Source organism: Salinibacillus aidingensis, from assembly GCF_055393355.1.
This window is the reverse complement of the sequence record NZ_AP043759.1, coordinates 803,408-827,475: the sequence shown is the minus strand read 5'-3', so window position 1 is coordinate 827,475 and position 24,068 is coordinate 803,408. Positions and strand designations below refer to the sequence as shown.

At 40.3% G+C, this 24,068-nt stretch carries 30 protein-coding genes; 6 read left to right on the top strand and 24 right to left on the bottom strand.

Translation table 11 applies throughout. The features are described 5' to 3' along the window. Positions 1 to 6 precede the first annotated feature (6 nt). The 8 genes from ACZ5OK_RS04555 to ACZ5OK_RS04520 form a co-directional block, all read right to left on the bottom strand. Complete coding sequence (locus ACZ5OK_RS04555) at positions 7 to 174, bottom strand: hypothetical protein (protein WP_464758509.1); 168 nt, start codon at positions 172 to 174, stop codon at positions 7 to 9. A gap of 47 nt (positions 175 to 221) precedes the next feature. Next, positions 222 to 344 carry a hypothetical protein gene (locus tag ACZ5OK_RS04550; RefSeq protein WP_343839666.1) on the bottom strand — a complete coding sequence of 41 codons (123 nt, stop codon included), beginning with the start codon at positions 342 to 344 and terminating at the stop codon, positions 222 to 224. Positions 345 to 670: 326 nt separating this feature from the next. Next, on the bottom strand, positions 671 to 961 hold the full coding sequence (locus tag ACZ5OK_RS04545) for a hypothetical protein (RefSeq protein ID WP_343839665.1): 291 nt from the start codon (positions 959 to 961) through the stop codon (positions 671 to 673). Further along, positions 958 to 1,245 carry a helix-turn-helix domain-containing protein gene (locus ACZ5OK_RS04540; protein WP_343839663.1) on the bottom strand — a complete coding sequence of 96 codons (288 nt, stop codon included), beginning with the start codon at positions 1,243 to 1,245 and terminating at the stop codon, positions 958 to 960. The genes ACZ5OK_RS04545 and ACZ5OK_RS04540 overlap by 4 nt, the downstream gene beginning before the upstream one ends. 90 nt (positions 1,246 to 1,335) lie before the next feature. After that, the gene (locus ACZ5OK_RS04535) at positions 1,336 to 1,461 is read right to left on the bottom strand and encodes a hypothetical protein (protein ID WP_343839662.1); all 126 of its coding nucleotides are present in this window, start codon (positions 1,459 to 1,461) and stop codon (positions 1,336 to 1,338) included. Continuing rightward, the gene (locus ACZ5OK_RS04530; RefSeq protein ID WP_343839660.1) at positions 1,461 to 2,165 is read right to left on the bottom strand and encodes an ORF6C domain-containing protein; all 705 of its coding nucleotides are present in this window, start codon (positions 2,163 to 2,165) and stop codon (positions 1,461 to 1,463) included. The genes ACZ5OK_RS04535 and ACZ5OK_RS04530 overlap by 1 nt, the downstream gene beginning before the upstream one ends. Before the next feature lie 174 nt (positions 2,166 to 2,339). Then, a complete protein-coding gene (locus ACZ5OK_RS04525; protein WP_343839658.1) occupies positions 2,340 to 2,489 on the bottom strand; it encodes a hypothetical protein in 150 nt (49 codons plus the stop codon). Between the two features lie 18 nt (positions 2,490 to 2,507). Next, positions 2,508 to 2,738: a helix-turn-helix transcriptional regulator gene (locus ACZ5OK_RS04520; RefSeq protein WP_343839657.1), complete on the bottom strand. Its 231-nt coding sequence runs from the start codon at positions 2,736 to 2,738 to the stop codon at positions 2,508 to 2,510. A 191-nt stretch (positions 2,739 to 2,929) separates the two neighbouring features. Between ACZ5OK_RS04520 and ACZ5OK_RS04515 the strand changes: the two genes are divergently transcribed. From ACZ5OK_RS04515 to ACZ5OK_RS04505, 3 genes are all read left to right on the top strand, one after another. Then, entirely contained in the window at positions 2,930 to 3,271 is a 342-nt protein-coding gene (locus ACZ5OK_RS04515) for a helix-turn-helix domain-containing protein (RefSeq protein ID WP_343839655.1), read from the top strand. A gap of 96 nt (positions 3,272 to 3,367) precedes the next feature. Next, a complete protein-coding gene (locus tag ACZ5OK_RS04510) occupies positions 3,368 to 3,826 on the top strand; it encodes an ImmA/IrrE family metallo-endopeptidase (RefSeq protein WP_343839654.1) in 459 nt (152 codons plus the stop codon). Further along, the gene (locus tag ACZ5OK_RS04505) at positions 3,823 to 5,259 is read left to right on the top strand and encodes a recombinase family protein (protein WP_343839653.1); all 1,437 of its coding nucleotides are present in this window, start codon (positions 3,823 to 3,825) and stop codon (positions 5,257 to 5,259) included. The genes ACZ5OK_RS04510 and ACZ5OK_RS04505 overlap by 4 nt, the downstream gene beginning before the upstream one ends. Here ACZ5OK_RS04505 and ACZ5OK_RS04500 read toward each other — a convergent pair. Beyond that, entirely contained in the window at positions 5,256 to 5,471 is a 216-nt protein-coding gene (locus ACZ5OK_RS04500) for a competence protein ComK (RefSeq protein ID WP_343839652.1), read from the bottom strand. The genes ACZ5OK_RS04505 and ACZ5OK_RS04500 overlap by 4 nt on opposite strands. A 371-nt stretch (positions 5,472 to 5,842) precedes the next feature. Here ACZ5OK_RS04500 and ACZ5OK_RS04495 point away from each other — a divergent pair, with 371 nt between their 5' ends. Beyond that, positions 5,843 to 6,430 (top strand): SCO family protein, encoded by a 588-nt coding sequence (locus tag ACZ5OK_RS04495; protein WP_343839650.1) that lies wholly within the window; start codon positions 5,843 to 5,845, stop codon positions 6,428 to 6,430. A gap of 56 nt (positions 6,431 to 6,486) precedes the next feature. Here ACZ5OK_RS04495 and ACZ5OK_RS04490 read toward each other — a convergent pair whose 3' ends face one another. The 6 genes from ACZ5OK_RS04490 to ACZ5OK_RS04465 form a co-directional block, all read right to left on the bottom strand. Further along, entirely contained in the window at positions 6,487 to 7,284 is a 798-nt protein-coding gene (locus tag ACZ5OK_RS04490) for an ABC transporter ATP-binding protein (protein WP_343839648.1), read from the bottom strand. Then, complete coding sequence (locus ACZ5OK_RS04485) at positions 7,262 to 8,272, bottom strand: ABC transporter permease (protein ID WP_343839646.1); 1,011 nt, start codon at positions 8,270 to 8,272, stop codon at positions 7,262 to 7,264. The genes ACZ5OK_RS04490 and ACZ5OK_RS04485 overlap by 23 nt, the downstream gene beginning before the upstream one ends. Before the next feature lie 13 nt (positions 8,273 to 8,285). After that, on the bottom strand, positions 8,286 to 9,269 hold the full coding sequence (locus tag ACZ5OK_RS04480; protein ID WP_343840285.1) for an ABC transporter substrate-binding protein: 984 nt from the start codon (positions 9,267 to 9,269) through the stop codon (positions 8,286 to 8,288). Positions 9,270 to 9,495: 226 nt separating this feature from the next. Beyond that, on the bottom strand, positions 9,496 to 11,037 hold the full coding sequence (locus ACZ5OK_RS04475; protein ID WP_343839644.1) for a fatty acid--CoA ligase family protein: 1,542 nt from the start codon (positions 11,035 to 11,037) through the stop codon (positions 9,496 to 9,498). A gap of 369 nt (positions 11,038 to 11,406) precedes the next feature. Then, the gene (locus ACZ5OK_RS04470) at positions 11,407 to 12,411 is read right to left on the bottom strand and encodes a lipoate--protein ligase (protein ID WP_343840282.1); all 1,005 of its coding nucleotides are present in this window, start codon (positions 12,409 to 12,411) and stop codon (positions 11,407 to 11,409) included. A gap of 118 nt (positions 12,412 to 12,529) precedes the next feature. Beyond that, entirely contained in the window at positions 12,530 to 13,267 is a 738-nt protein-coding gene (locus ACZ5OK_RS04465; protein ID WP_343839643.1) for an MBL fold metallo-hydrolase, read from the bottom strand. A gap of 242 nt (positions 13,268 to 13,509) precedes the next feature. On the opposite strand from ACZ5OK_RS04465, the gene yhfH reads away from it, so the two are divergent. After that, complete coding sequence (yhfH, locus tag ACZ5OK_RS04460; protein ID WP_162038939.1) at positions 13,510 to 13,626, top strand: protein YhfH; 117 nt, start codon at positions 13,510 to 13,512, stop codon at positions 13,624 to 13,626. A gap of 173 nt (positions 13,627 to 13,799) precedes the next feature. Here yhfH and hemY read toward each other — a convergent pair whose 3' ends face one another. The 4 genes from hemY to ACZ5OK_RS04440 all read right to left on the bottom strand — a co-directional run bounded on the left by hemY (position 13,800) and on the right by ACZ5OK_RS04440 (position 19,467). After that, a complete protein-coding gene (gene hemY / locus ACZ5OK_RS04455) occupies positions 13,800 to 15,203 on the bottom strand; it encodes a protoporphyrinogen oxidase (protein WP_343839641.1) in 1,404 nt (467 codons plus the stop codon). After that, positions 15,196 to 16,140 (bottom strand): ferrochelatase, encoded by a 945-nt coding sequence (gene hemH / locus ACZ5OK_RS04450; RefSeq protein ID WP_343839639.1) that lies wholly within the window; start codon positions 16,138 to 16,140, stop codon positions 15,196 to 15,198. Before hemH ends, hemY begins: the two co-directional genes overlap by 8 nt. A 17-nt stretch (positions 16,141 to 16,157) precedes the next feature. Further along, positions 16,158 to 17,192 carry a uroporphyrinogen decarboxylase gene (hemE, locus tag ACZ5OK_RS04445; RefSeq protein WP_343839637.1) on the bottom strand — a complete coding sequence of 345 codons (1,035 nt, stop codon included), beginning with the start codon at positions 17,190 to 17,192 and terminating at the stop codon, positions 16,158 to 16,160. A 103-nt stretch (positions 17,193 to 17,295) separates the two neighbouring features. After that, the gene (locus ACZ5OK_RS04440; protein WP_343839635.1) at positions 17,296 to 19,467 is read right to left on the bottom strand and encodes a transglycosylase domain-containing protein; all 2,172 of its coding nucleotides are present in this window, start codon (positions 19,465 to 19,467) and stop codon (positions 17,296 to 17,298) included. Positions 19,468 to 19,608: 141 nt separating this feature from the next. Here ACZ5OK_RS04440 and ACZ5OK_RS04435 point away from each other — a divergent pair, with 141 nt between their 5' ends. Continuing rightward, complete coding sequence (locus tag ACZ5OK_RS04435) at positions 19,609 to 20,115, top strand: antibiotic biosynthesis monooxygenase family protein (protein ID WP_464758502.1); 507 nt, start codon at positions 19,609 to 19,611, stop codon at positions 20,113 to 20,115. A gap of 55 nt (positions 20,116 to 20,170) precedes the next feature. On the opposite strand, the gene ACZ5OK_RS04430 is transcribed toward ACZ5OK_RS04435, so the two are convergent. From ACZ5OK_RS04430 to liaF, 5 genes are all read right to left on the bottom strand, one after another. Further along, complete coding sequence (locus ACZ5OK_RS04430; RefSeq protein WP_044160983.1) at positions 20,171 to 20,575, bottom strand: thioredoxin family protein; 405 nt, start codon at positions 20,573 to 20,575, stop codon at positions 20,171 to 20,173. 4 nt (positions 20,576 to 20,579) lie between these two features. Then, on the bottom strand, positions 20,580 to 21,005 hold the full coding sequence (locus ACZ5OK_RS04425; protein WP_343839629.1) for a disulfide oxidoreductase: 426 nt from the start codon (positions 21,003 to 21,005) through the stop codon (positions 20,580 to 20,582). Between the two features lie 95 nt (positions 21,006 to 21,100). Continuing rightward, a complete protein-coding gene (locus ACZ5OK_RS04420; protein ID WP_343839628.1) occupies positions 21,101 to 21,742 on the bottom strand; it encodes a response regulator transcription factor in 642 nt (213 codons plus the stop codon). 14 nt (positions 21,743 to 21,756) lie between these two features. Further along, positions 21,757 to 22,806 (bottom strand): sensor histidine kinase, encoded by a 1,050-nt coding sequence (locus ACZ5OK_RS04415; protein ID WP_343839627.1) that lies wholly within the window; start codon positions 22,804 to 22,806, stop codon positions 21,757 to 21,759. A 12-nt stretch (positions 22,807 to 22,818) separates the two neighbouring features. Beyond that, positions 22,819 to 23,586 (bottom strand): cell wall-active antibiotics response protein LiaF, encoded by a 768-nt coding sequence (gene liaF / locus ACZ5OK_RS04410; protein WP_343839626.1) that lies wholly within the window; start codon positions 23,584 to 23,586, stop codon positions 22,819 to 22,821. Positions 23,587 to 24,068 lie beyond the last annotated feature (482 nt).

The window sequence follows — 24,068 nt, the reverse complement described above, 5'->3', positions numbered from 1 at the left end:
CCCTCCTCACCTAGCAATCTCACAAATTGCAAATTTATTTTTCACCTGTTTTACGGTATAATTTGGATAACGCTGCATATACTGTAGTACAAGTTGTTTAAGTTGCTCTTTATCCTGCGCCTGCTCGAAAATCCAGTTCGGCAGGCGCACTTTTGCAATATTGTTTCCTATCATCTGCATCCATCCACTTTTCACCAGGCGAGCAATGCCCGCCCCTTTTGTTACCAGCTAAAAACAATTTCGCCATTAGTCTTTACAAAGCCAATCACATCTTTGTTAGCGTTCACCAGCCAACCTTTCCAACCGCCTGATTTGTTAGGATTTAAGTATTCTTCCAAGCGCATAATTACCCTCCTTTCTGGTGTTTGGCACCACCTTCAGGCCCAGGAATGTATGGCTGTCAACATTCAAGGATAGGGGCAATCCGGAACATTCGATCATTTAAAACTAGACGCTAATCTATAACATAAAAGGAGGAGGTGAATATCATTCCCGAGCCTGAAGCAAGGGCCAAACCCTTGCTGTTTATATTCAGTTTTGGTAAACTTAATTCAACGAGTTTTCAGTAAGCTTTTTAGCTTGCTGATTTTTTTATGCGCTTTTGGCTAAAGCAATATATAATCCGATGAGAACCAATGCCCCGAATAAATACATCCAACGATCGACCGATTTATCGCTCATGGAAATTCCCCTTTAATAGTTGCTGCGCCGTAATGGGATTTACCGAAACTGCCTTTACCATCACTTGATGCTTTTCACGCTCACTGATGATTTTGTTGTTACGCATATAATTAAGGGTTTTAAGCGTATTTTTTAAATCGCGATAAAAGTATTCAACTGATTCTAGGTTTCCGTATTCAAACTCCAACTTCATACGCTCAATGAGATAAATTCCGCATGCCCGTTCCTTCTTTGCCCTCTCTACATCTTGAGGTAAAAATTGCTTTTCAAATTCTTTCATAATAAACCTCCTAAAAACGGAAATAGTATTGTGGCAGATATTTGAATGATCTGATTCAACATGTCGCTCGCTACCGATACATCTACGTTGCATATCATTGCAACCATCATGTCTTGGGAGTCTGTCGTTCTTGCCCACCTGACTGCATCTTCAAAGGATAGCTTCAATTTGTTGCTTTCCAGCCTCGACACGTTGCTTCTTGATATATGTAATCTCTCAGCTATCTCTTCCTGGCTTAAATCCGCCCCTTTCCGCATCTTTCGCAGCATTTGACCATATTCCAATTTTTTCACCTCCTCAATGTGCAGTTAGTGCACGATTGCAAGAGCTGCACAGTATTCATCAAAGATTGCTAGTATCATAGAATTATAGGCTTAGACAGCCTTACTCTTGTCCTTGTTCTTTTTGGCCAATATTTTTGGCGCTGAATGTTCAGCGAAAAACTGAACAATTGTTAGTTTGGTTTCATGACTGATTTCAGGTGTTTTGACATCTTTCATTAGATCACCCTCATCGTTTGTTGTTTATTAGCGTTTTCGATTTCAATTCTTAATCCTGTTGATGGTTGCCACATATCTATAAAACGCAATCCATCTTCAAACTGTTTCTTAGGCAAGTCGCCGTATCTTGGAAGAGAAAAGTGCTTTTTGAAGTCTCTCCAGAACTCAGTGAAAGCCTTTCTGCTTAATTGATTGTATGCACTTGATTCTTTGCCGCCCAGCGCTTCTATGACAACTGAATTTGCTTTAGATCTAATCTGGAACTCTTGTCCACCATCAATGCGCATGGTTTCTTCCAGGTTTGTGATTCTTTTATCTTGGCTCACTAATTCATTAACGGTCCCTTGCAAGATTTCCAGTTCGCTTTTAGGTTTTTCCAGCTCATAGGATCCAGTTCTTCTGATTGCTGGAATAACTTCAATCGCTAACCAGTCTTGAAATTTTTCTGCAACTTCGTTAGAAGCTTTAAAAGCTAATTTGTAAACCAATGGCTCTGGGATGAAATCACCTTTCGCAAGATGTTGCGAAATATATTTATCCAGATATCCATTAATGCTGCGCCAACGGACATATAGCTTGTTTCCTTTCGTTTCAGTAAAGCCTAAACTTTTAGCAACTTGTTCTGCATCAAATAAAATTTGTTCATCTTCCGTTTTTGCAGAAACTTTAAATAATTCATTTTCAAAAACTTGTAATTGACTCATATTAATTACTCCCCTTTGTATTTAGGTATTTCTATCCAAAGCGAATTGATAAGCTTCTTGAAAGGTTTGTCCTTTTTTTCTGTTAACTTCATCATCAAGAGCTCTCACGCAACCCTTCAAAAAGTGGAAAGTGGCGTTGTTGCTCTTCAGTTAAATTTTTGAAATCATCGAAATTCACTCGACCTTCACCTCCTGGATTAAACTATGCTTTTGAAGAGCCTGAACCAAATCGTTCGCAGCTTCCTCTTTTGAATAGCTGGCATCTTCCTTTAAGCTGTCAACTACTTCGAGGATTTCAGCTGCAATAGCGTAAGTTTCTTGCAATTCTGTGATGGTAGGTATTTAGATCACCTCCTGTTTTTCTTTTTGATGCATTTCGTGTATTTTATCTTCAAAAAAAAGAGTCCAATGAAAACCTAAAACACATGAGATTTTCTTTGCGTTTTCAACAGTGACTCCTCTTTCTCCAAGCTCAATCATAGAGTATGTTGTACGAGCGATTTCAGACTGTTCTGCAACCTGAGCTTGAGTAAGATTTTGCTTTTTCCTGATGTCGAGAAGCCATTTTCGCATAAGATTTCTCCTTCCTTTATACACATATCGTGTAATTTCTTGATATCAGTATATGACACATAAAGTGTAATGTCAATGTATTTTATTAAAAAAATACACTATTTGCGTAAATACTTTTATGACACATTTTGTGACGTTATAATTGATAGAGACAAATAGATAAAAATTACAGTAGTGAGAGGGAATATACTATGTTAAGTAAACGGTTGTCCTACCTTAGAAAAAAACACAACTTTAACCAGGATGAAATGTCAAAGAAGATAGGTGTAGCTAGAACTACATACGCTATGTATGAGCAAGGTAGGCGTAATCCGGATTACGAAGTATTAGAAAAGATAGCTGATTTTTTTGAGGTTACAACAGACTATCTATTAGGTAGATCAGACAATCCTGAGATGACCGAGGAAGAAGCGTTTGATGCATTTATTAATGATCCAGAATTAGAAAGATGGTACAAAGAGCTTCCTAAGTCTAAGGAGGAAGATCTGAGACGCCTCCGCAAGATTTGGGAAGCCTTTAAGGATGAGGAATAGCAGCATTTTAGAAAGGTGTACATAATTGTGCACCAAATTTTATAACTAAAAACAGAACGTGTGTTCCTGTCGCGAGAACAAAAGGGGGAAATCTCTATGGACAATCGAACAGAGAAATATGTTAAGCACTTTTACCTATCACAAAAGATAACTCATCCAACTCAATTATCCATTAACAAATTATTAGAAACTCTCCCTGTTAAAGTGAATTTTTGGGATTTTACCAGCGAAGCGATTAGTAGAAACGAAAAATACATTATCTTTTTAAACATTAATACTTCGATACAGAAACAATGGCAGGATTTTGGACATGAATTATGTCATGTACTATGGCATGTTGGCCATCAACTGCAAATGCCCTTTCCTTTTAGGCAGCTGCAAGAATGGCAAGCCAACTACTTTTCTTATCACTTTTGTGTCCCGACATTTATGCTGGAAGGATTAACTGAGCTTAATATCTATAAAATTATGAAATTATTTAATGTGGAATATGGTTTTGCGGCACGTCGGTTAGAGATGTATCAAAATAAATTTTTTGCAGGTGAAGTTTTATGAAAACAGGTATTTATATAAGGGTAAGTACTGAGGAACAGGTAAAAGAAGGATATTCAATTTCAGCCCAGAGAGAGAGACTCCAGGCTTATTGTGTTGCTCAAAACTGGGATATAGTTGGTTATTATGTTGATGAAGGAATATCAGCGAAAGATACTAATCGTCCTGAATTAAAACGCATGTTAAAAGATATAGAAACAGGAGAAATAGAATGCGTGCTCGTGTACCGTTTAGACAGACTGACCAGGTCTGTATTAGATTTGTACAAGCTGTTAGAAACCTTTGAAAAGTATAGTTGTAAATTCAAATCCGCTACCGAAGTCTATGACACTACAACAGCAATGGGACGATTGTTTATAACGTTAGTTGCTGCGCTTGCACAATGGGAACGTGAGAATATGGCAGAACGTATCAGCATGGGTCTGCAAGAAAAAGCAAGGCAAGGAAAATATACCCATAATCAGCGCCCTTTTGGATACAACCTCAAAGATGGAATATTAACCATCAATGAAGAAGAAGCAGAAATCGTACGCCTTATTTTTAATCTTTATTTAGATGGTAAAGGGGCCAATAGTGTTTGTAAGTACTTAAATGCTAGGAACATCACTACCAGAGACGGAAACACTTGGAATGATAAGCCCTTAATCCAAATACTGCGCAATCCTACTTATAAGGGAACAGCAACTTGGTTAAGAGGTACAGAAAACGAAATAAAAATTGAAGATGCGCATCCAGCTATTATAGATAAAACTACATTTGAAAGAGTCCAACAGACCCTCAAAAAACGCAGGGCCCAGTCTCCTATGCAGATTCACAGTGACCACATTTTTTCAAGCAAACTGAAATGTTTAAAATGCGGATATACATTAACAGGATACCGAGTATATATAAAAAATGCTAAAGGTGAAAAGGTATCCTATAAAAATTATAGGTGTCTTCATAAAAAAACCGGTCAATGCACAGGGGTTAAAACGATCTCGGAAAGAAAACTAGAGAAGGCCTTCATCAATTTCATGAAAAATATCAACCTTGAAAGTGAGGCGAACGAAATATCTAATAAAAATATAGATATTAAGGATAATAGTGTTGAGATCAATCGAGCTAAAAAGGACTTGGAACAGGTGGAGAAACGGAAAAAGAAGTGGCAATATGCCTGGGCAAATGAAATGATGACAGATGCGGACTTCGAGAAAAGAATGAGAGAAGAAAATCAAATTGAGGATGAAGCCAAAAAAATTTTAGAACATTTGGAACTTGAAGAAGAAACTACAATGGATCATGATGAATTAAAAAACGTACTGAAAAACTTCTATTCGAATTGGGTTGAATTAGATGATCGAAAGAAAAAGAGCCTTGTTCAATTAGTGGTAAAGGAAATTAAATATGGTTACGATGAGAATAAGGAATTTTACGTTAAAAGTGTGGATTTTTATTAAATTTTGAGCACTCCCATAACCTTGAGACCTCTAAGGCTGCTTCCAAAGTACTTACAGGCATCATCAACCATTTTGCGGGGAGATTGGCACAGCCTGTACTCATTCTTTTCCTCAAGCGCTATCGAACCATTCACCACGTTATCCTGATAATCTGGAACAATAGCTAAAGTAAAAGGGGAAATTTCATATTCAGTTTGTTTCTGAGATTTCATATTATCATTCCTTTCTCCTGTTAATATCCATAATATAACACAAAATTAAGAAAATGGATACATTGGCCTTAGGGTTGTTTCTTCAAAAAATCACAGAACAGATTATGGGAAAATGAATTTTTACAGATAGATTTTTCGTTTTCCGTTCTTCTCAGTTGCTCAAAAAATGAATTTTAAAGTTTTTTTCGGCTTAGCTAATACCATTCACAAAACAGATGAACAATCGTCGAAGTTTCTTCACACAATCTCCGCCTTACGCATTTTGATTTACCTTATCATGGAATGAAATAGAAATTTCATAATCAGTGGCCCTCAATGGATCCCACTGATCGCAGTTTTACACTATCTGATTGATTCTGGGGGAGATTTTCATGAAGAAAAAATATTATGCTCTGTTTGCTGCTATTATTGCTATAGGTATAGGATTAGGGATTATGTACATTGAATTCTGGCGCGATGCAGGGATCGAACTTCCAGAGGACGTAACCATGGAAACTGTTTCGGGGGAAAGTTATTCATTTCAGGATATGGAACCTAAAGTAAGATTGGTTGAGTTCTTTTATGCCAAATGTCCTGATGTCTGCCCGCTTACAACTCAGCGGATGATGCACTTAAAGAAGCAGTTTGAGAAGGATGGCTTATTTAAAGACAACATTGAATTTGTCTCTATTACTATTGATCCGGAAAATGATACGAGAGAGGCATTAACCGGCTATATGGAACGCTATGGAATTAAGCCAAATGATGGCTGGACGTTTTTGAGAGGCAGTCTGGAGGATACAGAAAAAGTAGCAGAGCCCTTCCGTCTTCTGTTTAATGATGTGGGAACAGACTTTATCACCCATACCTCCTACTCATACTTATTAAATGAAGACAATCAATTAGTCGATAAATTTCCAATGGGAGAGGACTTCGACAAGGAAGAAGTATACAGCAGCATTACCAGTAAGATTGATTAGAAATGAAGCAGAAGAATGACACGATCCATGATGGATCGTGTCATTTCTGCATTGTTCTAACTTGAGAGTACAGCCCGGTCATTATCAAATTTTTTGCCCCGGATGTTCTGGAATTCATTAATTAAATCTTCCACGGTTAAGTTTGCCTTCTGTTCTGCATTCGCATCGAAAATGATTTGTCCTTCATCCATCATAAACAGACGGTTCCCCAGTTCAATAGCCTGATCCATCTGATGAGTGACCATTAAAGTAGTAAGCTGGTGTTTCCTCACTAGTTCCTTAGTGATATTCGTAATCAGTTCCTGGCGGGCAGGATCCAATGCTGCTGTGTGTTCATCAAGTAATAGAATACGAGGTTTGGTAAAGGTAGCCATCAGTAGCGATAAGGCCTGACGTTCTCCACCTGACAGCAGACCAACCTTTGTATTAAGCCGGTCCTCTAATCCTATATCAATTGATGACAGCAGTTCCTGAAATTCCTCACGTTTCCTGGCATTAACCCCTCTGAGAACGGAGCGCTTTTTCGTACGCCCTAAAGCGAGTCCTAAGTTTTCTTCAATTGTCATATTTGGGGCCGTACCTGCCATTGGATCCTGAAACACTCGACCAATAAATTTCGAACGTTTCTGTTCAGGAATAAATGTAACTTCTCTGTTGTCAATGGAAACCGCCCCGAAATCAGGGAAAAGCACTCCGGCAATAATGTTTAATAGCGTTGATTTCCCTGCTCCGTTACTCCCGATAACTGTTACAAAATCACCTTCGTTTAACGTCAAATCCACACCTTGGAGCGCTTTTCGCTCATCAGGGGTTCCTTCATAGAAGACTTTTTCAATCTGATTTAGCTGAAGCATGTTCATTCGCCCCCAAATTTTCATTTAACCTTTTACGCTTAGACTTACGCCTGTTATTTTCTTTGGTCTGCTTCCACCAATGCGGAAGAACCAATGCGCCGATCACAATCACTGACGTAATTAATTTCATGTCACTTGCGTCTACAAAATCTACTCGTAATGCCAAAGCAATAATAATACGGTAAGCAATGGCACCTAATATTACAGCTAAGGTAGTACGGGCAATTTTTTTCGTACCAAAAAGCCCCTCACCAATAATAACGGAAGCCAGACCCACAACGATCATACCTACACCTAAGTTCACATCACTAAACCCATTATACTGTACAATCAGGGCACCACTCAGACCAACAAGCCCATTGGATAGTCCCAATCCCATTACGATATAACGATTGGTATTGGCTGAAAGACTGCGGACCATACGGATGTTATCCCCCGTCGCTCTAAGGGCTAAGCCGGCTTCTGTTTGCAGCATCCAGTCCGTCAGTAATTTAATGAGAATCACAATGATTAACATACTGATAATGACTAAAAAGCCGTCTGGGGCATAATGATCAATCCCCAGAGCCGTAAAAGGCTTAAGCAGGATTTCGTCTGCATTTACATTTGTCCACCAGCTTCCGATAACAGAAAATACAGTTGATTCATTTAACAGCGGAATATTGGCCTGCCCCATAATCCGTAAGTTAACAGAGTATAAACCTGTCATCATTAAAATCCCGGAAAGCAGCGGATTAATGTTTCCCTTTGTATGAAGTAATCCTGTAATACATCCAGCTAAAAAGCCGGCAACCCCTCCAAGCACAGTGGCAAGGAAGGGGTCAGAACCGTTTACAATCATGATGGCGCTGACAGCTCCACCTGTAACAAAACTACCATCAACGGTTAAATCTGGAAAGTCCAGTACTCTAAATGTTAAATAAACGCCTAATGCCATTAAAGCATAAATCAGGCCGGATTCTAACGCACCATATAGTGCCTCAACCATAGTCTGTCACCCTTTATTCTTGTTGTGTCTGAACAATTTTTCCTTGTTCTTTTAGTTCATCTGTAATTTCCACACCCATTTTTTCAGCGGCATCTTCATTGATATGAAGTTTCAAATTCTGTGGATATTCAGCCGGTATTTCACCTGGATTCTTTCCGTCCTGTAGAATTTCTATTGCTTTTTGACCCGCATTGTAGCCAATATCGTAATAGTCAAATCCATAGGCGGCAAAACCACCGCGTGCAACAGAGTCTAACTCACCGACAAACAGAGGTAATTTTTCCTGCTGACTTATCATGATAACCGACTCGAGTGCACTAACTACTGTATTATCGGTAATAATATAAATAGCATCTACACTTCCAATCAGGGATTCTGCAGCCTGTTTTACGTCTGCAGATGTTGCTGCATTGGCTTCTTCGATCGTAACCCCTAATTCATCAGCAGATTCCTTCATAATCTCAACCTGAGTAACAGAGTTTTGTTCCCCACCATTATAAATGGTTCCAACGGTGTCATATCCCATATCCTTAATGAGCTGCAATGTGTTCGGGATGGCATCCGCATTGAAATCAGATGTACCTGTTACATTCCCTCCAGGACTTTCCATAGACTCCACTAACCCTGCACCCTCAGGATCGGTAACAGAAGTAAAGACAACGGGAATGTCAGATGTTTCATTCGCCGCACTTTGCGCACTTGGTGTGGCATTGGCAAAAATCAAATCAACCTCATCCCCAACAAATTTGCTTGCAATGGATTGGTTATTTTTTGCATCCCCTTGAGCATTTTCCTCTTCAAAAGCTACATTCAAATCTGACTCTTTTAAAGCTGCTTTAAACCCTTCTGTCGCTGCATCCAGGGATGGATGCTCCACATGCTGCATAATCCCGACAGTGTAATCCGAGCCTCCACTCGCATTTCCATCTCCTTCAGAAGATGCATCTCCTCCGCCACAAGCAGATACGAAAACTAGTAATCCAAATAATAGAATCATTCCAAGCTTTTTCACGCTTCTTCCCCCTTTAGCGCTCTGACGCTTTTATGCTTTTACGCTTTTATGTATTAAAGTCTAAAGAAAAAATAAATACATTTCAACCCCTGAATACGAAAAAATAGTTGAAGAACGAAAACCAAAATAGAATTATTCTATTCTATGAAACAAGGAAACGGAAGGTGCAAAAAATCAGAGGATGAAAAACATCCTCTGATTGTGCAGGTGATCAGTTCTGTACAATTTCTTTAAGAGAGCGGCGCAGTATCTTTCCGGTTGTATTTTTTGGCAGTTCATCCAAAAATTCAATTTTAGCCGGTACTTTATATTTCGCTAAATGCTGCGAACAATAAGTAATTAACTCACTTTCGGAGACTTCCTCCCCATCTTTCAGCACCACAAAGGCTGTAACTGCTTCACCTGAGTCGGGATCAGGCACACCAATAACAGCCACTTCTGCTACTTTATCATGGTCGTATAAAACTTCCTCTACTTCACGAGGATAGACATTGTAACCGCCTACAAGAATCATATCTTTTTTCCGGTCAACAATGTAAAAATATCCCTCATCATCCATTTTGGCCATGTCACCGGTATAAAGCCAGCCATCTTTTAATGCTGCATTGGTTTCTTCCTGCATCTTATAGTAGCCTTTCATTACATTAGGGCCGCGAACAACAAGCTCACCTGTTTCACCCACCGGTACTTCTTCCCCAAATTCATCCACTACCTTATTTTCAACATGAATAATGCTCTGTCCGATGGAACCAGGCTTTCTAGGGCGGTCCAATGGGTTAAAACACGTTACAGGCGATGCTTCCGATAAACCATAACCCTCGGAAATCATAACTTTGAATTTCTTTTCAAAGTTCTCCAGTAGTGCTACAGGCATCGCAGCACCTCCGGAAATACATAGCCTCATGCTCTCGAAGCTTTCCGAATCTGCTTCAGGATGCTGAAGCAGATAATTATACATAGTAGGAACTCCGGCAAAAATTGTAATCTGATAGTCCTTTGCTGCCTTAAATACGTCTACAGGAGAGAACTTCGGCATAATTAATACCTGGCTTCCATTCATTAAAGGGGCATTTAATGCAACCGTCAGGCAAAATACATGGAACATTGGCAGCGCAGCAATAACCCGATCGTCCGGACCGATTTTTAAATAATCTGCTACGTCTTTGGCATTTGAATATAGATTTTTGTGTGTCAGCATAGCTCCCTTGGGTTTTCCGGTTGTACCCGATGTGTACAGAATAACGGCTGTATCTTCATCGTCGAGTTCGGGCCTTTCCAGATCTAAACTTCCTTGTTCCAGAAGCTGAGCAAAAGATTTTAGCTTCTCTGCTAATGGTGATTGATTAAAATGCATTTCCGGGTTTGTCTCACCCACAATATAGTGCTCGACATTCGGAATTAAATGGGACATATGCTCAAACTTTTCAAGCAGTACATCCAGAGTAATAATCCCTTTTACATCACCGTCATTAATAATGTAGGAGATTTCATCCGCAGTATAAATCGGATTTATCGGTATAACAGTAGCCCCTATACGCATTGCACCATATAATCCAATAACAAAATGTGGAGTATTCCCTGAAACAAGAGCAATATGGTCTCCCTTGCCATACCCCAACTCTTTTAAACTCGAGGCAAATTTTGTGACCGCCCCTTCTAACTCCTGATACGTCTTTTCATCCCCCTGAAAAACGTATGCTGTTTCCCTTAAGTGATTCTTAGCTGTTATGGATAGTTGATCACTTAAGTTCATTATGATCCCTCCTAAGTAGTCGGTGAATGAATAATCATTCATTTTTAAAGATAAAAAAAGACTTACTTTCATTATAATTCAGAAAAAACAGATAAACAAGAAAAGGTTTTCATGAGTGAGAAAAGCGAAGGCGACCGGTTAGGTCCGACGGCATAAGCAGAAGATCCGGAGTGGCATGCTTTTCCGCCACGTAGGAGCTTATGCTTATGACCGCTTGGACCTGGGAGCCGCAGCTGGACAAAGAAAAGCGAAGGCGACCGGTTAGGTCCGACGGCATAAGCAGAAGATCCGGAGTGGCATGCTTTTTGAGAGTTAATATAAAAAACATGCGCTTCCCGAACGGAAACACATGTTTTTCTTCACCTTATGTTAGTAAACTAACCCAACAAAGTCTTCTAAAGTAATTTTTCCAAAGTAATGTTTAATGTCTACATCGCTAAGGGCTTCAGTGAGAGCTTCACGATTATAACGGGTACCATTCAGTTTTTCCTCAATATCCTTCACATCTCCTACCCCGAAGAAGTCACCGTAAATCTTACTCTCTTCAATAACCCCTTTCTTAACATTTAATCTTACGTCAATGGTACCTGCACCTTCGAAACGCTTAGACTGCTGAATATCAAATTTAGGGGATTTTCCGTAGTTCCATCCCCATTGCTGGTAGCGATTTTCGGAAATCTCATGGATTTTTTTCCAATCTTCTTCTGTCAGTTTATATTTTGGTACATCCTCTGCATTTTTCACATCAAAAATATAGCGTAGAATAAGGCTTTTGAATTCATCCATGGTTATTTTTTCATCAAGGAATTCAGAAATATTAGCCACTCGACTGCGAATGGATTTAATACCCTTGGATTTAATTTTTTCTGATTTAACCTTCAGTGCTTTCACAACGTTTTCCAGCTCTGAATCCAGCATCAACGTACCATGGCTAAACATAACGCCTTTAGTAGAGTACTGCGCGTTTCCGGAAATCTTACGTCCGTCTACTTCAATATCATTACGACCAGACAGTTCTGCATTTACACCCAGATTTTGAAGGGCATCCACTACAGGCTGTGTGAATTTCGCAAAGTTACTGAAACTATTCCCGTCATCTTTAGCTAAGAAGCTGAAATTCAGATTCTCAAGATCATGATAAACCGCTCCTCCACCAGATAGGCGACGGACAACGTTAATTCCGTTTTCTTCTACATAGTCTGTATTGATCTCTTCAATCGTATTCTGATTACGGCCTATAATGATGGATGGACCGTTCACATAGAAAAGTAAATATGTATGGCCGCCTTCAATATCCATGTTATTTAGAGCATATTCTTCAATAGCCAGGTTTATTTGAGGATCTGTAATCCCCTCATTATCAATAAAATACATCATAACAGGTCACTCCTTATCTAGTCTCGTCTAATATTGTAAACACTTGTAAACCGGAAAGCAAAAGAAAAGGGTTGTGATAATTTTCACTTTTTAAATTTTTGGGGACTGTCCCCACTTACGTTAAAGTGCTAAAGGACAGGGCTTCCTGTGCCAGTTCGATTTTTCCTGAATAGTAGCGGCCAGCCTCTACTTTCAGCTGTTCAACATGGCCAAAATGGGGAAGATGGCTTAACCATAACTGTTGTACCCCAGCTGCCTGTGCTAATTTTCCACACTCATCACTAGTCATATGGCCTAGCCCACTTCCGTCCATACCTTCGTAAAAGCTGCATTCAGCAATAAGTAAATCAGCATTTTGGCAAAACGGAACCAGATCCTCAAAATAACTTGTGTCTGCAGTATAAACAATCGTGTGCTGTCCATTTGTCATACGCATGGCATAGCACGGAACCGGGTGCCGGGTTTGCAAAAATGTAATGGTGAAAGGGCCGACCTGTAAAGGCTCTGCCGGATTGTAAGCAATTCCTTTTGTGCATTGATGGGTTAATGAATGAAAGAAATCCTGATATCGCAGGTGGCCATAAACAGGCAGCACCTTGCTGTCCTCACGAAGATAGGATTGTACCAAAAATGCATATTGAAGCGGCCCGATATCTGCTACATGATCATGATGATAATGGGAGAGAATAAGAGCATCCAGATTCGTTATTTCCAGTTCCTTTTGCAAACGGGACAATGCGCCACTTCCACAGTCAATCAGCAGCGAAAACCCATCCTGTTCCAATAAATAGCTCGAGGTGGCACCTTCCGCTTCAGGATAGGCACCCCAGAAGCCGATTACCTTAACTCTCATCCAAATTCCTCCTCATTTAAAATCAATCATGGGAAATCTTTAATCAAATGTATGTTTCCTATGTGTCCAGCCAACGAAATGATGCTCCCTAAAAGCCTTCCCACAAACAAGTATAATCTAAATAATAAAATTTTAAAATTTGTTATAAAACAGCATATTGCAAATGAGCTTGTGTTATAATACAATATAAATAGTTAAAGCTATTATATAACACAGTGGAGGGATCAACCTTGTCCAGTATTATGGAGTTTTTCAGAAATCTGCCATCGAAAAAGTGTGTAAAATGCGGAAGCCAAATCCACGAGAAGGCTGATTGTTACGGAAATATCTGTGACGATTGCGATCATCCGGCACGTTAACCAGATTTATTGTCATCACATATCACTACCCTTTAGGAGGACAGAAACCGCTGTCCTTCTTTTTCTGTGTTATAACAGATATTAATCCAAAAGAAAAAGCCCTTTGCTATTCAAAAGGCTTTACAATAATGTGAAACTTCCTATGATCTTTTCCGGTTGACCAAACCACCGTATTATTTATTTAAAAACGCAAGAACATCTCTTACAGCATTCTCGCCCTGATCAATACAGTCGGGTAATCCTATGCCTTCATAAGAGCTGCCAGCTAAAAAGACACCGGGCAGGTGCTGTTCCATTTGTTCCTTCACTCGCTGAACACGTTGTTTGTGACCAACAGTATATTGAGGCATAACATTTTTCCAGCGTGTGACCACTTTCATTTCAGGTTTCCCTTTAATCTTCATTTGCTTATTTAAATCACGTAATACGATCTCTTCAATTTCCTCATCCGAGAAATGGACAACCTCCTGATCATCTGGTCTTCCTACATAACAGCGAACCAGTGCTTTTCCTTCAGGTGTTGTATGAGGCCATTTCTTATGTGTCCAGGTGCAGGCGGTAATTCGGAAATCACTATTCCGTGATACTACAAAGCCTGTGCCATCAATATCATCTTCAATATCAGCCGCATCAAAAGCCATGGCTACATTGGCTACACTTGTAGAAGGCATCTCCTTCCATTCATTCATAAAGTCATATTGATTTAACATTTTCTGAGCCGCTAAATGAGGAGCAGCCATGATGACAGCGTCTGCACTCAATGCTTTCCCATTGCTTAAGGACAGTTGATATGATTCATTCTTCTTCTCAATCTGATTTACGGCGACACCTTTAAGAACAGTCTCTTCCTCCAGTTTCTCTTCAACAGCAGTAACAAGGGAAGAAAGACCGTTTTTCAAGGTTAAAAACATCCCCGGCTTCTTTTGGGTACCTGATTTTGATGGTTTTGCGGTTGTCTCCTGTAAACCTCGGATCAGACTGCCATATTTCTGCTCCATATCATAAAAGTTCGGGAAGGTTGCCATTAAACTTAACTTGTCTACATCCCCGGAATAAATCCCTGACAGTAATGGTTCAATCATATTTTCCACAACTTCATTTCCAAGACGTCGGCGGAAAAAGTGTCCCAGGGCCTGATCTTCCTGGGGTTTTCCTTTAGGAAGAACAAAATCTCCCGCAGCCCTCAGCTTACCTGGAATCGAAAATAAACTTGACGTTACAAATGGTTTGATTTGTGTCGGGATACCCATAAAAGAGCCTTTTGGCATACTATGTAATTCCCCATTGGCCAATATATACGATTTTCCTGATGAAACACGAATCAGCTCATCTTCAAGTCCCGCCTCAGTTGCCAGTCGTGCAGCACTTGTCTTTCTTGCCAAAAAGGAATCCGGGCCTCTTTCAATAGTAAAGCCATCCTTTTTTACGGTTTTAATTTTACCGCCTAATTCCTCACTTGCTTCAATCAGCTTCACTTCATAAGGAAGCTGATGGGTTCTAATTTCTTTTTGTAAGTAATAGGCAGCGGTTAGCCCTGCTATTCCGCCGCCTATGACTGCAATCTGTTTATTACCCATTTTGAACCCCACTTTTAGCCTTGCTCCATACAACATTGGCTAAAGTTTTAATAAACTGCGGATGGCTGTTTGGCATTTCTGGACGGAAATAATCAGCACCCAGTTCCTCACAAACCACTTTACATTCATAGTCATTGTCATACAGAACCTCTAAGTGCTCAGCCACAAATCCTACAGGAGCATATACAAAAGTACGGTATCCTTTCTGCTCGTATAAGTCTTTTGTCAGATCCTGTACATCTGGACCTAACCATGGATCAGGAGTGTTTCCTTCACTCTGCCAGCCGATTTCATAGTTTTTAATTCCCGCTTTATCTGTAATTAATCTTGCTGTTTCCTTTAACTGGTCCGGATAAGGATCGCCATCCTTCAGTATTTTTTCCGGCAGGCTGTGTGCAGATACGATTAATACAGCTTTGTCACGCTGCTCATCTGTCATCTCGCCATATACTTTGTTAATCTGCTCTACCCAGAAATCAATAAATCCAGGCTCATCATACCAGTCTTCTACTGAGGTCAACTTAATTCCATATTGATCGGCTTTGTCCTGAGCACGACCATTATAGGATTTTACACTGAATGTGGAATAATGAGGAGCCAGTACAATACTTACAGCTTCTTCAATGCCGTCATTGTGCATCTCTTCCACAGCATCCTCAATAAATGGCTCAATATGCTTTAATCCTAGATACATATGAAATTCTACTTCATCCTGCATTTCGTTTAATTGCTGTTCTAAAGAAGTTGCCTGTTCCTTGGTTATACGAGCAAGTGGTGATATGCCTCCAATTGCTTTATAACGATCCTTCAAGTCCTGAAGATCTTCCTCAGAAGGCTTTCTTCCGTGACGGATATCCGTATAATAACGTTCAACATCTTCTTCTTTGTATGGTGTACCATACGCCATCACTAATAGTCCCATTTTTTTCTTCGTCATTTTCAACACCTCGTTTATTATGATTGTTTGGTATATTCATGGATAAAGCTTGTTAATTTTTTCAATGTCCCCGGGTTAATATCCGGAAATACTCCATGTCCCAGGTTAAACACATATCCTGGCTGACTCATTCCCTGATTTAAAATCCTCTTAACCCTCTCTTCAATCACATCCCAATCCGCAAGTAAGACGGCCGGGTCAAGATTTCCCTGGAGGGTTTTTGTAATCCCCATGCTTCGTGCCTGCTGAATGGAGGTTCGCCAGTCAAGACCTATCACATCGGCAGACAAATCATTCCATTCCTTAAGAAGATGGCCGGTACCTACACCAAATAAGATACCTGGAACTCCTTCTTCTTTTATTGCAGAAAATATCCTTTCCATCGTCGGTTTAATAAAAATTCGGTAATCCTCTTCATTGACAGCGCCAATCCAGGAATCAAAAATCTGTATAGCACTGGCTCCTGCCTTAATTTGCGCTTTCACATAGCGAATAATCAGGTCACCTAGTTTGTCCATCAGTGCAAACCATGTTTCCGGATCTCCGTACATCATGGCTTTGGTTTTGTTATAGTTTTTCGAAGGTCCGCCCTCAATCATATAACTCGCTAGCGTAAATGGTGCACCACTAAAGCCAATCAACGGTACATCCAACTGCTCTTTTGAGAGGATTTCGATTGTTTTCAGGACATAGGGAACGTCCTGCTCCGGGTCAATCTCCCCGAGACGTTCTATATCTGTTTTCGAACGGACGGGGTTATCAATAACAGGTCCCACGCCAGGCTGAATCTCAACCTGAACCCCAATTGGAGGCAGAGGGGACATTATATCTTTGTATAAAATGGCTGCGTCAACATTGTAATTTTCAACAGGAAGCCTGGTTACATAGGCACATAGCTCCGGTTGATGGGTAATTTCAAATAATGAATATTTTTCTTTTAATTTTCGATATTCAGGCTGGGATCGCCCTGCCTGACGCATAAACCATAAAGGTACGTATGAGGTACTCTCCCCCCGATACGCTTTTAAAATCGTATCATTAAATGCCTTCATTCTACTGTCACCCTTCATCTCTATTCATCTCATATCCAACTATTATGGTATACGAAAACATTTTGACTGTACACTAAAGCGAATGTTTTGTCACGAAATTGTCTTAATCAATGACTGCTTCATTGGATGGCTGGCCACTTTCCTTACTCAGCGGGTTATAGGGCACAATGTAATACGTCTTTTTCTCCAGCATCCTGATATTCTCATCTTCAAATGTTCCCTTGCCTTCAACCTCCCCTATCAAAGTGGAGCCATTCGCACTCTTTTCATAAATACGATAAATGACCCGTTCATCCTCTGAAGGTGTCCATGTCAATTCAGCTGTTACGCCAGAGAAAATACCAAATCGGCGGTCCACTTGTAGATCATCAACCACAGGCAGTCTGACAGGATCCGACAATTCCCTTACATTGTCCGGTCTGTTAAACTCTTTTGCCAAGGAACGTTTCTGATCGATATCTGTTAATATATCCTTCATTAATTTGGTCGGTGCACTGCTCCCGCTTTTTACATAATGCTCTTTATCTGTCCTGTCATATCCCATCCAGACTGCACCCACATATTCAGGTGTATAGCCTGCAAACCAGATATCCTTATTCATACCGGAAACACTGGGGTGCTGGGTTGTACCTGTTTTTCCTGCCAGTGCTTTAGAAAATTGCCCATAACTTCCTGTTCCGTCATTTACAACGGCCTGAAGCATTTTGGTCATATTCCAGGCTGTCTGTGGCTCAAAAATCTGATTTTCTTTCATCTCGACTTTTCCAACCACTTCCCCATCCTTCTTCACCTGTATAATCGCATAAGGCTCCACAGACTGGCCCTGATGAACAAAGGTACGGTAGGCTTTTGCCATCTCCAGAGGACTGATCCCTCGTGATAGACCTCCCAGTGCAATGGCTAGCTGTTGATCAGGAAGGGAAATATTTAAGCCATCAAAATATCCTTTCACATATGGAATTCCTATTTCATTCAGCAGCCAGACAGCAGGTGCATTTTTGGATTGAACCAACGCCTCATACATCGTTACCTTTCCTTCGTATGTATCATTATAATTTTCCGGTGTATAGTTTTCCTGGTAGGTTCTTTTTTCATCCACCAGCAAAGAATAAGGCGTATAATTCCCTGTTTCAAGAGCAGGTCCGTATACTGAGAGTGGTTTGATGACTGATCCAGGCTGACGTTTGACCGATACTCGATTTAAATCGCCACGCTCAAACTGTGTGCCTCCAAGGGCTGCTGTAATCGCCCCTGTTTCCTGATCAATAAGTACAAATGCTCCTTCCATCCCTTTTGTCGAACCACCCTTAAAATACTCGTCCATTTGGAATCGTTCATAGGCGATTCGCTGAATGTCAGGGTCAATGCCTGTGACAATTGTATAGCCTCCGCGATAGACCTGAGACCGACTAATGTGGAATTTCTTCTCCATTTCTTTTAATACAAGATCAACATAGGTTTCAATCCACGGTCGCTTATCCGGATTCCCCTGCTCGATTCCAAGCGTCTTTCCCTGTAATGACGTCATTTCTTCAACGTCTAGCATATCCATTTCCTGCATGGAAGCTAAAACCAGGTTTCTTCTTTCCTTTGCATTGTCCGGATAATCAACTGGCGAAAAATACGTAGGTGATTTAGGAATAGCAGCCAGCATTGCCCCTTCTGACACGGTTAAATCCTGTACATTTTTATTAAAATAAAATCGGGATGCTTCCTGAATTCCATATACCCCGTGTCCAAAGTAGATTTCATTCAAGTAATACTCGAGGATTTTATTTTTGCTCATATTCCTCTCCAGATAAATAGCACCCATCACTTCTTTGGTTTTACGCATCCATGATTTGTCATTCGTTAAGAAAAGGTTTTTCACCAGCTGCTGGGTTATCGTACTGGCCCCTTCTACTTTCTCAAAAGCAATTAAATCGCGAAAAACGGCTCTTCCCACAGAAATCAGATCAACCCCCGCATGCTTGTAAAACCGCTGATCTTCAATTGCAATAAAAGCATTCTGAACATAATCCGGAATCTGATCAATCGGTACATATGTACGATTCTCACTGTAAAGAGTAGCTACTTCTTCGCCACTTTCTGTTTGAATGACCGTGGCTTCTGAAAAGACAAATCCTTTATCATCGACAACCCACTTCCCTCCTAGTAAAATAAGGGAAAAGCCAATGATACTCAGCAGAATCGTACCTGAACCAAGAATCAGTGCCCATTTCACAGCAGGATGCTGTTGATTCCATAATTCCTTTATCCGGGTTCGTTTTAACACAATTAGCACCTCAAACAGATGTCGAAATTTCCATTATCACTCCTATTATACGATAAAATTGTCGTAAATTATAATTAAATGTCTGCCTTGATAAGTCTATGGGCAGATTGATAATAGGAAGCATATGAAAGGAGAATGGATATGCAAGTCCTTATGACCAATGGTACCGTGGAGTTTTTAGAAAAAATTAAGCAGGACCATCCGGAAGCCCGAATTCTCATCATGCAGAATGGGGAAAATGGTCTGGCCTACTACGAAGGGAATAATGATGATTTATTTGCAGAGGAACGAACGTATGAAACGGTTGACTACGTTGGAGAAATGCAGGAAGAAGGCTATGTGGTGATGAATAACATTCCTGTCACTGACGAAGGACGTCCGATATTTGAGGATCGTTTTCTGAACCGGCAGGGAAAAATTGAAGAAATGCCTGGATTTCAGGCCATCCGTGTTTTAAGACCTGTTCATGGCAATACTTATATTATTCTCACTCAATGGGAGGACGAAAAGAGCTTTCAAAACTGGAAAAACTCCCAATCCTTTGCGAAAGCCCATAAAGGGAATGCTGATCAAAAACAGGATCGGCCTTCTTACAGCGCAGGTCCGTCCTATGTAACCGCCTATTCCATGGTTTCAACCGAATCATAAGAAAAAGCCCATAGCTCTATTGTTCAGCTTAGAGCCATGGGCTTTTCAGTACCACTTATTCATCTAATACATTCTGCTCAAAAAAGGTTCTGTATTTTTCTTCCTCAGCTGCTCCGACAAAGCGCTTGACTTCCTCTCCATCTTCATAGCGGACAATGGTTGGGGTATACTCAATTTTAAATTGGCGCAAAGCTTCCTCATACTCCAGAACATTGACCTTTTCCATGTTAATTCCCAAATCCTCCGTTAGTGGAACAACAATTGGAGTGGCTTTTTTACAGTGCGGGCATTCCGGACTATAGAAATAAATGGTCTTGTCTTCCCCGTTGTCCAGAGATTGCTGCAGTTCATCCGGCTTTATCTGATTTCCATATAAATCATTATTCTGATATTGTACAACAGCAATAAGTGCCCCGAATAATACGACTATGATTCCACCGATAATGAATATTTTTTTCACGTTTTCATCCCCTTCTCTTTGTAAAGCTGACAATAAATAAGATTACGATTGCTGTAAAAGCAAACAATGAAAGAAATGGTATCGTAACAAAACCAAAATAATTAACGTACTCTGCTGTGCAGGAAGCCCCCTGTCCACAAAAATCAGCAGCCCCGGCACTATTTACCTTCTGAATGATATAGTGATAGAGAGCAAGTGGTGCACCTATAATACTCAAGATAAATCCCGGCAACGCGATCTGAGCATTCTTTTTGATAATAGCTGTGCCAATAATCACGACTAGTGGATACATCAAAATTCGTTGGAACCAGCATAATTTGCAGGGTTCAAATTGCATAATTTCCGAATAAAACAGACTTCCACAAGTAGCGATAAAGGCTGTTCCCCATATGATTAACAGCAGATTTTCCTCAGTCTTGCTAAACGTCATATGTATATCTCCTCACTGAAAAATTCCAGTCAAATCTTAAAGTCTATTTTATCATAACATAATTCATAGAACATCAGAGGGAAATCTATATTTGATCAATCGTTCATCAGACCGTTTTTGTGTGCATATACCGCCGCCTGGGTACGGTCCTGAACCTCCAGCTTACTAAGAACATTACTTACATGAGTTTTCACGGTTTTAATTCCAATAAAGAGCTGTTCACTTATTTCCTGATTGGTTAATCCCTGCCCAATACAGATCAGGACTTCCTTCTCCCGCTCTGTCAGTTCTTCATGAGGAAGAGAATGGGACGCTCTGAAACGATTCATCATTTTACCCGCAATCTTAGCTTCAATAACATTTTCACCCTTGTAGGCCTTTTTAATCGCATCGACAATTTCTTCTGCTGAGGAAGTTTTCAGCATATAACTGAATGCACCTGCTTTGAGGGCTGGAAACACCTTTTCATCATCGTAATAGCTTGTCAGAATAATAATTTTACATTCAGGGTGAAAGGACATAATCTCTCTGGTTGCCTCAATTCCATTCCCATCATTCATAATTAAATCCATCAGAACCACATCCGGCGGTTCCTTCTTCGCCAGAGCACAGCCTTCATTCCCACTGGTTGCTTCCCCGGTGACTGCAATGTCATCGTCTGTCATTAAATAGGTTGAAATTCCTTTTCGAACAACCTCATGATCATCCACAATTAATACTTTTATTTGATTTTTCATTCATCTTCTTCCCCCTAGAGTGGTATACGTATCGTACTATATGTTCCTTCTCCCTCTTTAGAACGTATAATAAAGGAACCCCCAAGTTCCCCGGCCCGTTCGTTCAGGGTCTTTAACCCATATGAGGCTTGATTTTCCGTCTTCTCACTGACATTAAATCCTTTCCCATCATCCCGAATATAAAGTGTGACACTTTCCTCACGCTGTTTCAGTTCCAGGAGTACATGACTGGCCTGTGCATGCCGGAGAATGTTGGAGAGAATTTCCTGTACCATTCGAAAGAGCTGCTCTTCGGTGGCTTTTGACAGATGTAAGGTGTCATCTAAGTTCACCTGAAAATCAATGGAGCAGCGCTGTTTCAGTTCTTCTATCAGTTTTGCAATGCCTGTCTGTAAGGATTCCCCGGATAAGTGAACAGGACGAAGGTGAAGCAATAGTGCCCGCATTTCTGTTTGGGCCTGCAGAGCCATTTGGGCGACTTCCTTCATTTGCTCCTTAGCTTTTTCCGGCTTTTTATCGAGCAATTTTACGGTAGCCTGTGACATCATGGTTAACGCAAATAGCTGCTGGCTGACAGCATCATGTAAATCTCTTGCCAGTCGCTGTCTTTCTTCCATGGTCGCCACTTTGTGTGCCTCCTGGGCAAAGTCATTCTTCTCATCAGCCATCCGCTGCAGGGACTTCACCTGCTTTTCCATTTTTTCGGCTAATTGATTTAAATCATCGGCTATGTAATCAATCTCATCACCTGAACTCTTATAATCTTGATTAATGATTCTGGCACCATATTTCCCTTTCGCCAATTGTGTAATTAGAACCGATATTCCATCCATTCTTTCCTTGACCTGACCTGCATAATGAAAGCTTACGTACATAGCAACAGGGGTCATCAACAGGCAGATTAATAATATACTGAAAAAAATGGCTTCCAGAGTCAGCCAGGATGGATGGATGACCGAATATGTAAAAAATAACACACAGGCAATCACTAACAAGGAAAAATAAATGGTCTGAAACTGTGTACGTACGATCTGAAAGCGCAGACTATTGAGTTTGTGAAACATATATATTCTCTCCTATACCCGATCAATCCGAATATCGCCCACCTGGAGATGAAGATGAATGGTCAGCCTTTGAACAGCCTCTTCATAGTCAGGGGTTTGATAAACGAGATTCTTTGATACACCATTTGCCTCTTTCTCCAGCACTTTAATATCACCTACACTTGCCGTTGCATCGATCCTGAAGGCTATATCCTCAGGCATCAGCATACGCACATCCCCTACCCAGCCCTTGATTGTAATAGGGGTATCTCTATTTGGAATATAAGCCTTTGTAAAATCAAAATAGTAATCTCCTACTCCTGACCACATTTCCAGGGGCTCTACTGTCCAATTTTCTTCGTTAAAATTATGGGATCCGACAAATGAGTGATTATTTTTGGTATTCCCACGGTCTGAATCAATGGTGACTTTTACTCCATTCCCTTTTTTATCCTTCCTTTTCGTGAAAAATAAAAAATGCAAACCAATATAAATCAAAAGTAAGGGCCATAATTCCCAAATATCACCGAATCCAAAGGAAAGAACGCCATAATTCCCTAACACAACAAGAGACGCATAAATAGCGAGAAAGGAGCCAAAAGCCCAGCTACCCCCTTTGCTATCTCGAAAACTGTCGACAAACCACTTCAGGCCAATCACAATTAATAGAATCGGCCAGTTTTTTGCAATAATATCGGATATTTCCACGGAAATAATGCCTATATTCTCCAATATGAGAAAAACACCCGCAGCAATCAATAAGAATGATAAAAGAACTTTAACTAAGCTTTGTGATTTCATATTCACCCTCTTCTTTCCATAATCATTGTATTATACAAAGACGACAAAATTCCTTCTTTTTCTTTACACCTGCTAAGAATAAAGCTCAGAGTTACATTGACTTGAATATAACCAGTATATATCCCTGCTAAATAATCAGGATACAAGCAGAAGTTGGTTTCCGTCTCCGCCTGTGGACTGATTTTTTAAATTCCGGGATAAAAAGACATCGATCTGTCATAACGACTCAGTATAGCGAGATGGTTTTATAGCCTTGCAGACGAAATGCACCACAAGTGGGGATTGAGCGACTGCTGAAGGATGTATAATCATAACAGGTCTGTTATCTGTGCGGAAAGGATTGGGGGACAGGCCTTTATTTGTTATAATTTAACTATATAGTGATCTTATCGGGATGTCAGCGTCTGTTAACCCGTACCTTTATATCTCTCCTTCCATGTATTAAAGGGAGAATATGACGGACAGCTGCATCACGATTAAAT